This is a genomic window from Asanoa sp. NPDC049573, from assembly GCF_040676615.1.
Classification (GTDB): domain Bacteria; phylum Actinomycetota; class Actinomycetes; order Mycobacteriales; family Micromonosporaceae; genus Asanoa.
In genome coordinates this window covers 1-12,450 of the sequence record NZ_JBFAPI010000028.1, presented here as the reverse complement: position 1 = coordinate 12,450, position 12,450 = coordinate 1, and the positions used below count along the sequence as shown (strand labels likewise).

Genomic DNA, 12,450 nt, shown 5'->3' with positions numbered 1-12,450 from the left:
CTGCGTGCCATGGCCAAGGCAGAAGAGAAGGTGTCGTTCTTTGGACGCCTGAAGCAGATCGGGATGGTGTTCTCGTTCACCGCCAAACAGGACAAGATGTTCGTCCCGTTGGCGGTCGGCGCGGTGCTGATCCCGTTGCTGCTCGCCGCGCTCGCGGTCGTCGTCGGCTGGGGCCTGATCTTCATCCCCCTCGGCATCCTGATCGCCCTGCTCGCGCTGCTGATCGTGCTCAACCTGCGGTCCAACCGGGCGATGATGAACGCGGCCGAGGGCCAACCCGGCGCCGCCGCCTCGATCATCGAGAACATGCGCGGTGACTGGCGGGTCCGCCCGGCGGTGAGTTCGACCACGGCGATGGACATGGTCCACCTGGTCGTCGGCAAGCCCGGCGTCATCCTGCTGGCCGAGGGCAACCCGCAGCGGGTCCGCAGCATGCTGGGCCAGGAGAAGCGCCGCCTGGCCAAGGTGATCGGCAACGCGCCGCTGCACGACTACGTGATCGGCAACGGCGACGACGAGGTGCCGATCCGCAAGCTGCGCATGACGCTGACCAAGCTACCGCGCGCCCTCACCGGCAAAGACGTCAACGCCCTCGACAAGCGCCTGACCGCGCTGTCCGCGGCCCGTCCCCAGATGCCCAAGGGCGCGATCCCCAAGAACATGCGGCCCTCCAAGGGCGCGTTCCGCCAGACCCGCGGCCGCTGAGGCACGCCAGTCGACGAGAAAGCCGAGACCCGGGCCGGGTCTCGGCTTTTCTCGTCGGCAAGTCCGTCCAATCGGCCGGTCTTGGGGTATATGTTCGGATTTGGTCGGCTGGATCGCTGGCCAATCGGGCATTCCTGGCGGCCCGAGGGTGACGTAACACGGCAGAAACTTTTGCGACACGCTCGGGCAACGGCTCAGCCATACCGTCGCTGCCAGCCTTGCTTGAGAACCGCAAGCCATGAAAGCGACGTGCCAGGAGGACGTGTTGTTCGCCAATCCCGAGGAACTCCTGCGATACCTCAAAGACGAGGACGTGAAGTTCGTCGACGTCCGGTTCTGCGACCTGCCCGGCGTGATGCAGCACTTCAACGCCCCGGTCGAGTCCATCGACGACGACATCTTCACCACCGGCCTCGCGTTCGACGGTTCGTCGATCCGTGGTTTCCAGCAGATCCACGAGTCCGACATGCTGCTGCTGCCGGACGTGGCTTCCGCGTTCATCGACCCGTTCCGGGCGCAGAAGACGCTGGCCCTCAACTTCTTCATCCACGACCCGTTCACCCGCGAGGCCTACTCGCGTGACCCGCGGAACGTGGCGAAGAAGGCCGAGGCCTACCTGGCGGCCAGCGGCATCGCCGACACCGCCTACTTCGGGCCCGAGGCCGAGTTCTACATCTTCGACTCGATCCGCCACGAGACCAGCTCCAACCAGGCGTTCTACTACATCGACTCGGTCGAGGGCTGGTGGAACACCGGTCGCGAGGAGCCGGGTGGCAACCGCGGCTACAAGACCGCCTACAAGGGCGGCTACTTCCCGGTGCCGCCGGTCGACCACTACGCCGACCTGCGCGACTCGATCGTGCGCAACCTGGTCGACAGCGGCTTCACGGTGGAGCGCTCGCACCACGAGGTCGGCACCGCCGGCCAGGCCGAGATCAACTACAAGTTCTCGACCCTGCTGCACGCGGGCGACCAGCTCCAGTTGTTCAAATACATCGTCAAGAACACCGCCTGGCACGCCGGCAAGACCGCGACGTTCATGCCCAAGCCGCTGTTCGGTGACAACGGCTCCGGCATGCACACCCACCAGAGCCTCTGGCTCAACGGCGAGCCGCTGTTCTACGACGAGACGGGGTACGCCGGGCTGTCCGACATGGCCCGCTGGTACATCGGCGGCCTGCTGCACCACGCGCCGTCGCTGCTGGCGTTCACCAACCCGACGGTCAACTCGTACCGCCGCCTGGTGCCCGGTTTCGAGGCCCCGGTCAACCTGGTCTACTCACAGCGCAACCGCTCCGCGTGCACCCGCATCCCGGTGACCGGCAGCAACGCGAAGGCCAAGCGCGTCGAGTTCCGCGTGCCGGACCCGTCGGCCAACGTCTACCTGGCCTTCTCGGCGATGCTGATGGCCGGCCTCGACGGCATCAAGAGCAAGATCGAGCCGCCGGAGCCGATCGACAAGGACCTCTACGACCTGCCGCCGGAGGAATACAGCTCGGTCAAGCAGGTCCCGGGCTCGCTGCCCGAGGTCCTGGACTCGCTCGAGGCCGACCACGACTACCTGCTCGAGGGCGGCGTCTTCACCCCGGACCTGATCTCGACCTGGGTCGACTACAAGCGCGAGAACGAGGTCGACCCGGTCCGCCTGCGTCCGACCCCGCACGAGTTCGCCATGTACTACGACGTCTGACGGTCACGCGGTGAGAAGGCCCGGCGGCAGCGCCGGGCCTTTTCGCTGTGTCCCGAATCAGAAACGGGGCAAACAGCCACGAAATGCCGTCGTGCGCGGGAAAATGTGGACGTCGATACCGGCCTACCACAACCGGGGGAACCGCACATGCGCATGGTCATGACGATGCAGATGGACACCGAGGCCGCCAACAGCGCCATCGAGGACGGCAAGCTCGGGAAGATGATCGACGCCATGATGGAGCGGTTCGAGCCCGAGGCCGTCTACTTCACCACCCGCGACGGCATGCGGACCGCGTACGTCTTCTTCGACCTGGCCGAACCATCGCGGATGATCGAGATGGCCGAGCCGCTCTTCTCCGGCCTGAAGGCCAGGATCGACTTCGCACCGGCCATGACGCCCGACGACGTGCGGCAGGGTATAAGCCGACTGTCCAAGAAGTAGGCGACCGGGCCGCCGATGGCGGAGACGCCGCCACCATGTTCAATCGGGGGGTCGGATCGGCGGGAGGCGAGGGACATGACCGGTGCGGAGCGGTGGTACCGGCGCGCCGCGGAAGCTGGTGACAGCGACGCGATGGCCGCCGTCGGGCAGATTCTGCAGGACCGGTGGGACCTGGCCGAGGCGGAGGAGTGGTACCAGCGGGCCGCCGACGCCGGTCACACCGGCGCGATGGTCAACCTCGGCGTCCTGCTGACCATGCGCGGCGACGTGGGCGCCGCCGAACTCTGGTACCAGCAGGCCGCCGAAGCCGGCGACACCGACGCGATGCTCAACCTCGCCGGGCTCCAGGCCGAGCGCGACGATCGGACCTCCGCCGAGCACTGGCTGCACCTGGCCGCCAAGGCGGGGGAGAGCGACGCGTTGGTCAGCCTCGGCGTCCTGGCCCAGACCGGCGGCGACCGGGACGCGGCCCGGCGCTGGTTCCAGCAGGCGGCCGACGCCGGCAACGCGTCCGGCATGTTCAGCCTCGGCGTGCTGGCCGAGGAACTGGGCGACGTGACCGGCGCCGAGCGGTGGTATCAGCGCGCCGCCGACGCCGGCGACCACCACGCACTGGTCAACCTCGGCAGCCTCCGCGCCCAACGGGGCGACAACCCGAACTGACCCTCGCCTAGCGGGCCTGTCCGGGACTAGCCTGCGACGATGGCGGACGAGTTCGCGCGGGCCCTGCTTCTGATGCGGCGCCGTGACCCGCAGTTGGCGGAAGACGGTTTCCAGCGGCTGCGCGGCATCGCCGCCGAGCATGTCGACCGGCTGATCGACGAGTTCCGGCGCGAGACCGACCACGGCGTCCGGTGCTGGCTGCTGGAGCTCATCGCCCAGGCCCGCGCGCCGCGCGCCGCGGCCCTGCTGACCGCGCAGTCGCGCAGCGACGACGAGTCGTTGCGGGCCTGGGCCGAGCAGGGACTACGCCTGCTCGACGCCAAGGAACCCGTGACGCCCTGAAGATCAGGCGGCGGGCGTACGCGCGGCCAGTGCCTGCTGGTAGAGCCGGCCGGCGCGGTAGCTGGAGCGGACCAGCGGGCCGCTCATCACGCCGGCGAAGCCGATCTGCTCGGCCTCCTGCGCCAGCTCGACGAACTCCTCCGGCTTGACCCAGCGCTCCACCGGGTGGTGCCGCGGCGACGGGCGCAGGTATTGCGTGATCGTCACCAGTTCGCAGCCGGAGTCGTGCAGGTCGCGCAGCGCCTGTGAGATCTCGGCGCGCTCCTCGCCCATGCCCAGGATCAGGTTGGACTTGGTGACCAGGCCGAAGGTGCGGGCCTGGGTGATGACGTCGAGCGAACGGTCGTAGCGGAAGCCCGGCCGGATCCGCTTGAAGATCCGCGGCACCGTCTCGACGTTGTGCGCCAGCACCTCGGGGCGCGACTCGAAGACCTCGCGCAGCAGCGCGGGCGTGCCGTTGAAGTCGGGGATGAGCAACTCGACGCCGCAACCCTCCTGGAGGGCGTGGATCTGGCGGACCGTCTCCGCGTAGAGCCAGGCGCCGCCGTCGGGCAGATCGTCGCGGGCGACGCCGGTGACCGTCGCGTAGCGCAGGCCCATCGTCGCGACCGACTCGGCGACCCGGCGGGGCTCGTCGGCGTCGAACTCGGCCGGCTTGCCGGTATCGATCTGGCAGAAGTCGCAGCGCCGGGTGCACTGGTCGCCGCCGATCAGGAAGGTGGCCTCGCGATCTTCCCAACACTCGTAGATGTTGGGACAGCCAGCCTCCTGGCACACGGTGTGCAAGCCTTCGCGCTGAACCAGACCGTGGAGCGAGGTGAACTCAGGGCCCATCTTGGCCTTGACCTTGATCCACGGCGGCTTGCGCTCGATCGGCGTCTCGGCATTCCGCGCCTCGACGCGCAGGAGCCGGCGGCCTTCTGGAGCGATCGTCACGAATCCGAGCGTATCCCGGTGTTCATCCTTCCTACATACAGGGCGACGGGGTTCACATGTGCGTCGCGCCTGTGAAGCGGGTCACGGATTAACCGGTAGCGGCCTCCGGTAACCTCTCGGGCAACGGCGCAGACGGAACCAAGTAGCGATCGACCCTGCCGGCCGAGAGAGCCACCAGTTGCTGTGACGGTGGCCCGGCACCGGTCGCGAAGACACTCCCGAGCCGCGGCACGACAAATGAGGCCCCGGTGCGCCGGGGTGAAGGTGTGGTGGCACCGCGAGGAACCCGCTCGCCCACACCTCCCGGGGATCGCGTTGCGACCGACGAGGAGGTCCACCAATGCAACGCATCCTGTCCAGCCAGCTGCCCACCCATCCCGGCGAAACGGTCACCGTCGCCGGCTGGGTGCACCGCCGCCGCCTGCTCAAGGCGGTCGCGTTCCTGATCCTGCGCGACCGGGCCGGCCTGGTCCAGATCGTGATCACCGACCCTGGCCTGCGGCAACAGCTCGAGGAGCTGACCGAGGAGACGGTCGTCGAGGTCACCGGCGTGGTGACCGTCAACAGCGCCGCGCCGTTGGGCGTGGAGATCACCGAGCCGGTCATACGCGCCCTGAGCGCAGCCGCCGCCCCGCCCCCGTTCGACCTCTACCGGCCGCTGCTGACCGCCAACCTGCCCACCCAGCTCGACCACGCGTCGGTGGCCCTGCGGCACGCCACCCGGCGCCGCGCGGTCACGGCCGCGGCGGCCGCCGCCGAGGGCTTCCGGGCGACGCTCGACCGGCGCGGCTTCACCGAGATCTTCACGCCCAAGATCGTCGCCTCGGCCACCGAGAGCGGGGCCAACGTCTTCGGCATCGACTACTTCGGCAGCCGGGCCTACCTGGCCCAGAGTCCGCAGTTCTACAAGCAGCTCATGGTCGGGGTGTTCGAGCAGGTCTACGAGGTCGGCCCGGTCTTCCGCGCCGAGCCGCACGACACCGCCCGGCACCTGGCCCAGTACACGTCGCTCGACGTCGAGTTGGGCTTCATCGACGACCACCGCGACGTGATGGCGGTGCTGCGCGACGTCGTGGCCGGCATGACCGACCAGGTGGGCGACCGCCTGCCCGGGGTCAAGATGCCCGACGTGCCCGCCGAGATCCCGGCCATCCACTTCACGACCGCGCTGGAGATCGCCGGGGCGCCGGACGACGAGCCCGACCTGGCGCCGGCGCACGAGCGGGCGCTGGGCGAGTGGGCGCTGCGCGAGCACGGCTCGGACTTCCTCTTCGTGACCGGTTACCCGATGCGCAAGAGGCCGTTCTACACCCATCCCGAGCCGGGCCGGCCGACCCACTCGAACTCGTTCGACCTGCTGTTCCGCGGCCTGGAAATGGTCACCGGCGGGCAGCGGTTGCACGAGTACGCCGACTACGTCGCCGCGCTGAACGGCGACCTGACCGGCGTCGAGACCTACGTCGAGGCGTTCCGGCACGGCATGCCGCCGCACGGCGGTTTCGCCATCGGCCTGGAGCGCTTCGTGGCCCGCCTCCTCGGCGCGACCAACGTGCGTGAGGTCGCCGTGTTCCCCCGCGACCTACACCGGCTCACGCCGTAGAAGGCCGGGCCCTCAGCCCAACAGGGTCGGCAGGCGCCGCTCGACGATCGGCAACACCTCGTCGACGGTGACCTGCCGGCCCAGTTCGGCCGTGACCGACGTCGTCCCGGCGTCGCGGATGCCGCAGGCGACGATGTGGTCGTAGGCGCCCAGGTCGCAGTTGGCGTTGATCGCGAACCCGTGCTGGGTCACCCCGCGGGAGACGCGGATGCCGATCGCGGCGACCTTGCGGGCCGGGCCGCGGTCGTCTTCGGGCACCCAGACGCCGCTGCGGCCCTCGATCCGGGTGGTCTCAAGGCCAAGCTCGGCACAGGTGTCGATCAGCAGTTGCTCGGTGCGGCGCACGTAGGCCACCACGTCGATCGGGGCCGGCAGGCGCAGGATCGGGTAGCCGACGAGCTGACCCGGCCCGTGCCAGGTGATCTTGCCGCCGCGGTCGACGGCGATCACCGGGGTGCCGTCGGTCGGCCGGTCGGACTCCTCGGTGCGCTTGCCGGCGGTGTAGACGGAGGGGTGCTCGAGGAGCAGCACGGTGTCGGGAGTGACGCCGTCGGCGACCTCTTCGTGGAGGCGTCGCTGCTCGTCCCAGGCCGCCTGGTAGTCGATCATGCCGAGGCGGCGGGCGGTGAGCTTGGGAAGCACGCTGGTCACGACCAAAAGCGTAGCCCTCGCCGCGCGAACCGACCCGGTGACATGATGCGCGTCATGGTGACCCGGGCGCTGGTCCTCGTCCATGCCGGCGTGGCCGCGCTCTGGCTCGGGTCGATGGCCTACAGCCTGTTCACGGTGCAGCCGAAGCTGGCCGCGATGGTCGGCCGGGACGACACCGAAGACGCCCAGCGGGTCCTCGCGCACGGCAACCGCTGGCGGGTGGTCGCCCTGATCACCGTGCTCTGGGTCACCGGCATCGCGCTGGCGGTCAGGGAACCCAGCGCCGCCGCGGCGGCACAGGCGGCGCTGCTGGCCGCCGCCACCGCCCTGTTCTGGTGGATCTCCTGGCGCGCGTGGCCGCGCCGGGTCTTCGCCCTCCCGGCCGAGATCCCCGCACTCCAGCGCCGGTTCCGGGCCGTCGCGCTGGCCATGTTCGCCCTGGTCGGCGCCGCCTTCGTGGTCAGCTACCTCTGGTGACCCGCCAGACCCAGACGTCGTCGATCCGCTCGCCCGGGCCGAGCAACTGCCGGGTCGCGGTCAGCAGCGCGTCGTGCTGCACCGGCCACTTCGCGCCGTGGATCCGGTCGGCCAGCACCACCGCGTCGACCCGCCAGTAGGCCAGGTCGGCACGCGCCTCGGCCTGCTCCGCCGGCCCGATCGGCGGGACCACCCCGGTCTTGGCGACGTCGTAGAGCATCCCGTCGGTGTACCGCGGCACCGGCCCGATCCGGCCCCGACCGTCCGGCCCGCCGGGACCCAGGTAGAACCCGGACACCAGCGAGAACTCGCCCTGCCCGTGCGTCCACGCGTACGCCTGCCAGCGTTGCCCGTCCGGCACCGTGTCGAGGGTGAACGGGACGGTCGCGATGACCCCGCCGGGCGGCACGACCGACGCCCAGTCGTTCGACGTGATGAACTCGGGGATCGGCTCGCGCGCCACCGTCAGCAGGTTGACCGGCAACAGCGGCACCAGGGCGACGGCGAACGCGACGGGCCAGACCCGGCCCCGCGGCCGCGCGTCGACCAGCAGGGCCAGAAGCAGGCCGACGATCGGGGTGACCACCAGGGCCAGCCGTTGCGGCAACGCCGCGTTGAACACCGGAAGCGGGTTGAGCAGCGCGTACGGCAGCGGCACGTCGGTGTAGTTCGTGAAGATCTTCACCGCCGGCCCCCAGGACAGCACGGTGAACACCAGCGCCGTCACCCCGAGCGCGCGCAGCGTGGCCCGCCGGCCCGGCGACGCCACCCGCCAGAGGTACCAGAACGCCGCCACCGCGAGCAGCACGAGCGGCAGACCGAAGAACGAGTTCTCCTCCGTCTCGTTCGGCGCCAGCGACGTGTCCAGCCCGGCGATCCCGGCCAGCGAGCGCTGCGGGAACGCGAAGTACCCGGCGATGTCCTCGCTGTGCACCCGGGCGTCGAAGCCCGTGCCCGCGAACCGCTGCGGACCGAAGAAATGCATCCAGATGGGGTACGCCAGGAGCGCGAACGCGACGACCGCGGTGACACCGAGGCCGCGCAGCACGGCCGGCAGCGCGGCCCGCGCCTCGCCCCGGGTGACGGTGGCCGCCGACCAGGTGCCGAGGAAGACCAGGCAGGCCAGGGCGATGAAGAACAGCCCCTCGGCGGCGATGGAGAAGGTGATGGCGACCAGCACACCGAGCAGCACGCCATCGCGCAGCCAGCGGCCCTCGCGCAGCCGCAGCACCCGCCACACCACCAGCGGCGCCAGCCAGCCCGCCGTCCAGTTCAGGTGGGCGTTGGCATGCGAGACCATGCTCGGCGCGAACGCGATGAACAGCGCCCCGGTCGCCGCGGCCAGGCGCGAGCCGACCAGGTGCCGGGAGAGCAGCCAGAACCAGGCGTACGCCGTCGCGACCAGGTTCAGCGTCAGGATCACCGCGAAGGTGACCGGCGCGCCGAGCAGGAAGGTCAACGGCGCGAAGACCACGGCGTACACCGTGATCGAGGTGTTGACGGCCAGATTGGCACCGTCGGGGAACCCGATCAGGTGGGTGAAGAACGGGTTCTCGCTGTGGGTGATCGCCCGCGCGCCGTAGGACAGCAACCACTCGAACAGGGCCTGGTCACTGGAGTTGACCTTGATGGCTCGCCCGTTCGGGTCGATCCAGAGCCCGCTGGTCACCCACAGCGCGAGCAGCACCGCGATGCCGGTGACCAGCAGATCTGCCCGCCAGCGGGAGACCCGTGCGGGCGGCTCCGCGGCGACGGTCGGTGAAGCGGGGGACGCGATCGACACGGGCGGAGGCTACCAATGGTGACGACACGCCCAGAAAGCGCCTGTTGCTTGCGCCGTTATTGGAAATGACTTCCAATGTCAGCATGAAGATCGCCTTCGTCGGGAAGGGCGGCAGCGGGAAGACCACGCTGGCCGCCCTGCTCGCCCGCCACCTGGCCGCCGCGCCCGACCGCCCGCCGTTGCTCGCCATCGACGCCGACATCAACCAGCATCTGGCCGCCGCCCTCGGCGCCGCCGACGACGCGACGCGCCCGGCGCTGGGCGACCACCTCGCGCAGATCAAGGACTACCTGCGCGGCGACAACCCGCGGATCTCCTCGGCCGCCGCCATGGTCAAGACCACGCCGCCCGGTCGCGGCTCCCGGTTGCTCACCATCGACGGCCCCAACCCGGTGTACGACCTGGTCGTGCGCGAGGTCGGCGGCGTCCGGCTGGCCGTGACCGGCCCGTTCGCGGAGCAGGACCTCGGCGTCGCGTGTTACCACGGCAAGGTCGGCGCGGTCGAGTTGCTGCTCAACCACCTGCTCGACGGCCCAGGGGAGTACGCCGTGGTGGACATGACCGCCGGCGCCGACTCGTTCGCGTCCGGGCTGTTCACCCGCTTCGACGCGACGTTCCTGGTCTGCGAGCCGACCGTGCGCGGTGTCGCCGTCTACCGGCAGTACCTCGGCCACGCCCGCGACCGCGGCGTCCGGGTGCACGTGGTCGGCAACAAGATCGTCGACGGGTCCGACGTGGCGTTCCTGCGCGCCGAGGTCGGCGACGACCTGCTCACCTGGTTCGGCCGGTCGGACTGGGTGCGGGCCGCCGAACGCGGCGAGGTGCGCCCGCTGGACGCCCTCGAACCGGCCAACCACGCCGCCCTGCGGCTGGTCCGCGAGGCCGCCGACGCCGCGGAGAAGGACTGGCACCGCTACGCCCGGCAGGCCGCCGAGTTCCACCGGCGCAACGCCATCGCCTGGGCCAACGACCGTATTGGCGAAGACCTCGCCGACCAGATCGACCCGGACTTCGTCCTGGGTGACCACCGCCAGCTCGTCCGTTGAAGGAGACCCGCATGTCCCTGACCGTGCCCGCCGACCTGCTCGTCCGTGCCGAGAACGGCGCCGTCGACGACGCCGAGTTCGTCGACTGCGTCCGCACCTCCCTGCCCTACGCCTGGGAGGTCGTCTCCGACGTCGCCGCCCGGGCCGGCGACCGGTTCGCCGAGCACGCGGTGCCGCCGCCCAGCGAGGCCGAGCGTGGCCAGTTGCTCCGCGCGCTGGCCAGCGACTCGATCCGCGGCGCCCTGGAGCGCCACTTCGGCGTCACGCTGGCCTTCCAGAACTGCCACCGGGTCGCCGCCTTCGCGCCGGCCACGGTGGACGGCCCGGCATATCGCGAGTTCGTCTCCCCGCTCGCGCAGATCCGCAACCAGTCCCCGGAACTGCGTGATTGTTAGCCACGCCACACTCCCGGTCGTCGATATGTGGTATCGCCGGCCATGTCAGATCGATGGCCGCCGATCGTAGCCTCACGGAAACCCCGCGAGGAGGTCGCGATGCGACGGTCCATATCCCTACTCGCCGCCGGCGCGGCGCTGGTCGTCGCGGCAGTGCTCGCACTGGCCGCGCCCGCCCAGGCGGCGCAGCTCAGCCCGGTCAGCGGCTTCGGCTCCAACCCCGGAAACCTGGCCATGTACGCCTACCGGCCTGACGGCCTGCCCACCGGCGCGCCGGCCGTGGTGCTGCTGCACGGGTGCAGCCAGGACGCCGCCACCTACTTCACCAACGGCGGCTGGCGCACGTTCGCTGACCGGTGGCGGTTCGCGCTGATCATCCCGCAGCAGAGCAGCGGCAACAACGCGACGTCGTGCTTCAACTGGTTCGAGCCCGGTGACATCGGCCGGGGCCAGGGCGAGGCCGCGTCGATCCGGTCGATGGTCGGCTACGCGGTCAGCACGTACGGCACCGCGGCCAACCGGGTCTACGTCAGCGGGCTGTCGGCCGGCGGTGCGATGAGTTCGGTCATGCTGGCCACCTATCCGGACGTGTTCGCGGCCGGTTCGGTGATCGCCGGGATCCCGTACCGCTGCGCCACCAGCATGGCCAACGCGTTCAGCTGCATGAACCCGGGCGTCGACAAGACACCGGCGCAGTGGGGCGACCTCGTGCGGGGTGCGTTCCCCGGTTACGCCGGCGCCCGGCCCCGGGTGGCGATCTGGCACGGCACGTCGGACTTCACCGTCGCGACGGCCAACGCCAACGAGTCGCGCGACCAGTGGACCAACGTGCTCGGCATCTCGGCCAGCCCGACCGGCACCTCGTCGCTGCCCGGCGGCACGACGCAGGAGCGCTACGGCAACGACCAGGTGCGTGTCTACCGGGTGTCCGGGATGGGGCACGGCACGCCGGTCGACCCGGGCAGCGCGGCCGACCAGTGCGGGACGGCGGCGGCGTACTTCCTGGACACGATCTGTTCCGCGTACTACGACGCGACGTTCTTCGGGTTGAACACCGGGGGACCGACGTCGCCGCCCACCACGACTCCGCCGACCACCAACCCGCCGACGAGCGGCCCGTGCGTGACGGCCACCAACTACGCGCACGTCGTGGCCGGGCGGGCGTATCAGCAACTCGGCTACGTGTACGCGCGCGGCTCGAACCAGGCGATGGGCCTCTACAACGTGTTCCAGACCAACGCCCTGCGCCAGACCGGCCCTGATTACTGGGTGGTCGGCTGCTAGCTAGGCGGCCCGGTCCCGGTCGCGGGTGCCCGGGCCGCCGAAGCGGCTGCCGTACGGGCGGCCGGCTCCCTCGGGAGCGTGCACGATGCCGCCGAGCAGGGCGCCCTCGTAGCCGTCGACCGGTGGTGTCCAGCGCTCCACGTCGGCGCGCGCCGCGGCCAGTGCCTGGCTACCCAGGGACTGCGCGGCGCGCGCGGCGGCCAGTGCCTCGACCGGCTCGGCCTCGGTGGCCGCGGCGGCCTGGCCCAGCTCGCAGCGGGCCGCGAAGAGCCGGGTGCGGGCCCGGGCGGCGATCGCGCCACGCCGGGTGATCACGAAGGCCGCCGCCGCGTCGATCGTCGCGACCACGTCGCCGACCGGGCCGGGAAAGATCCGGAGCCCGTCGGCGCGCTCCGGGCCGCAGACGTAGCAGGTCGGGAACGGGTGGTCGGTGA

The 12,450-nt window shown here is 70.6% G+C and carries 13 protein-coding genes and 1 pseudogene; 10 read left to right on the top strand and 4 right to left on the bottom strand.

The genetic code is table 11. The features are described from left to right. Positions 1–9 precede the first annotated feature (9 nt). The 5 genes from AB0J74_RS35765 to AB0J74_RS35745 all read left to right on the top strand — a co-directional run bounded on the left by AB0J74_RS35765 (position 10) and on the right by AB0J74_RS35745 (position 3,844). Entirely contained in the window at positions 10–705 is a 696-nt protein-coding gene (locus AB0J74_RS35765) for a DUF4191 domain-containing protein (RefSeq protein ID WP_363456660.1), read from the top strand. A 265-nt stretch (positions 706–970) separates the two neighbouring features. After that, the gene (gene glnA / locus AB0J74_RS35760; protein WP_363456774.1) at positions 971–2,395 is read left to right on the top strand and encodes a type I glutamate--ammonia ligase; all 1,425 of its coding nucleotides are present in this window, start codon (positions 971–973) and stop codon (positions 2,393–2,395) included. 147 nt (positions 2,396–2,542) lie between these two features. Next, a complete protein-coding gene (locus AB0J74_RS35755) occupies positions 2,543–2,839 on the top strand; it encodes a hypothetical protein (protein WP_363456657.1) in 297 nt (98 codons plus the stop codon). 75 nt (positions 2,840–2,914) lie between these two features. Further along, positions 2,915–3,502, top strand: coding sequence for a tetratricopeptide repeat protein (locus tag AB0J74_RS35750; RefSeq protein WP_363456655.1), 588 nt, complete (start codon positions 2,915–2,917; stop codon positions 3,500–3,502). A gap of 39 nt (positions 3,503–3,541) precedes the next feature. Next, entirely contained in the window at positions 3,542–3,844 is a 303-nt protein-coding gene (locus tag AB0J74_RS35745) for a HEAT repeat domain-containing protein (protein WP_363456653.1), read from the top strand. Between the two features lie 3 nt (positions 3,845–3,847). Here AB0J74_RS35745 and lipA read toward each other — a convergent pair whose 3' ends face one another. After that, positions 3,848–4,780, bottom strand: coding sequence for a lipoyl synthase (lipA, locus tag AB0J74_RS35740; protein ID WP_363456650.1), 933 nt, complete (start codon positions 4,778–4,780; stop codon positions 3,848–3,850). Between the two features lie 340 nt (positions 4,781–5,120). On the opposite strand from lipA, the gene aspS reads away from it, so the two are divergent. Beyond that, positions 5,121–6,380, top strand: coding sequence for an aspartate--tRNA(Asn) ligase (aspS, locus tag AB0J74_RS35735; RefSeq protein WP_363456647.1), 1,260 nt, complete (start codon positions 5,121–5,123; stop codon positions 6,378–6,380). Positions 6,381–6,392: 12 nt separating this feature from the next. Here aspS and lipB read toward each other — a convergent pair whose 3' ends face one another. Then, a complete protein-coding gene (lipB, locus tag AB0J74_RS35730) occupies positions 6,393–7,031 on the bottom strand; it encodes a lipoyl(octanoyl) transferase LipB (RefSeq protein WP_363456644.1) in 639 nt (212 codons plus the stop codon). Between the two features lie 54 nt (positions 7,032–7,085). On the opposite strand from lipB, the gene AB0J74_RS35725 reads away from it, so the two are divergent. After that, positions 7,086–7,508, top strand: a complete 423-nt coding sequence (locus AB0J74_RS35725) for a hypothetical protein (protein WP_363456641.1) — start codon at positions 7,086–7,088, stop codon at positions 7,506–7,508. Here the strand turns inward: AB0J74_RS35725 and AB0J74_RS35720 are convergent. Further along, positions 7,492–9,291, bottom strand: a complete 1,800-nt coding sequence (locus AB0J74_RS35720; protein ID WP_363456639.1) for a glycosyltransferase family 87 protein — start codon at positions 9,289–9,291, stop codon at positions 7,492–7,494. The two genes, AB0J74_RS35725 and AB0J74_RS35720, sit on opposite strands and share 17 nt — an antisense overlap. Positions 9,292–9,374: 83 nt before the next feature. On the opposite strand from AB0J74_RS35720, the gene AB0J74_RS35715 reads away from it, so the two are divergent. The 3 genes from AB0J74_RS35715 to AB0J74_RS35705 all read left to right on the top strand — a co-directional run bounded on the left by AB0J74_RS35715 (position 9,375) and on the right by AB0J74_RS35705 (position 12,016). Continuing rightward, positions 9,375–10,337 carry an ATP-binding protein gene (locus tag AB0J74_RS35715; RefSeq protein WP_363456636.1) on the top strand — a complete coding sequence of 321 codons (963 nt, stop codon included), beginning with the start codon at positions 9,375–9,377 and terminating at the stop codon, positions 10,335–10,337. 11 nt (positions 10,338–10,348) lie between these two features. Further along, the gene (locus AB0J74_RS35710) at positions 10,349–10,732 is read left to right on the top strand and encodes an SCO5389 family protein (protein ID WP_363456633.1); all 384 of its coding nucleotides are present in this window, start codon (positions 10,349–10,351) and stop codon (positions 10,730–10,732) included. A 99-nt stretch (positions 10,733–10,831) separates the two neighbouring features. Further along, entirely contained in the window at positions 10,832–12,016 is a 1,185-nt protein-coding gene (locus tag AB0J74_RS35705) for a PHB depolymerase family esterase (protein WP_363456630.1), read from the top strand. Here AB0J74_RS35705 and AB0J74_RS35700 read toward each other — a convergent pair. Then, positions 12,017–12,450, bottom strand: a pseudogene (locus tag AB0J74_RS35700) (hypothetical protein); the annotation flags it as partial.

What these genes read in the sequence shown, in the direction of transcription:
- AB0J74_RS35765 (WP_363456660.1), top strand. Translation starts at nt 10, where the DNA reads ATGGCCAAGGCAGAAGAGAAGGTGTCGTTCTTTGGACGCCTGAAGCAG.
- AB0J74_RS35755 (WP_363456657.1), top strand. Translation starts at nt 2,543, where the DNA reads ATGCGCATGGTCATGACGATGCAGATGGACACCGAGGCCGCCAACAGC.
- AB0J74_RS35750 (WP_363456655.1), top strand. Translation starts at nt 2,915, where the DNA reads ATGACCGGTGCGGAGCGGTGGTACCGGCGCGCCGCGGAAGCTGGTGAC.
- AB0J74_RS35745 (WP_363456653.1), top strand. Translation starts at nt 3,542, where the DNA reads ATGGCGGACGAGTTCGCGCGGGCCCTGCTTCTGATGCGGCGCCGTGAC.
- aspS (WP_363456647.1), top strand. Translation starts at nt 5,121, where the DNA reads ATGCAACGCATCCTGTCCAGCCAGCTGCCCACCCATCCCGGCGAAACG.
- AB0J74_RS35725 (WP_363456641.1), top strand. Translation starts at nt 7,086, where the DNA reads ATGGTGACCCGGGCGCTGGTCCTCGTCCATGCCGGCGTGGCCGCGCTC.
- AB0J74_RS35715 (WP_363456636.1), top strand. Translation starts at nt 9,375, where the DNA reads ATGAAGATCGCCTTCGTCGGGAAGGGCGGCAGCGGGAAGACCACGCTG.
- AB0J74_RS35710 (WP_363456633.1), top strand. Translation starts at nt 10,349, where the DNA reads ATGTCCCTGACCGTGCCCGCCGACCTGCTCGTCCGTGCCGAGAACGGC.
- AB0J74_RS35705 (WP_363456630.1), top strand. Translation starts at nt 10,832, where the DNA reads ATGCGACGGTCCATATCCCTACTCGCCGCCGGCGCGGCGCTGGTCGTC.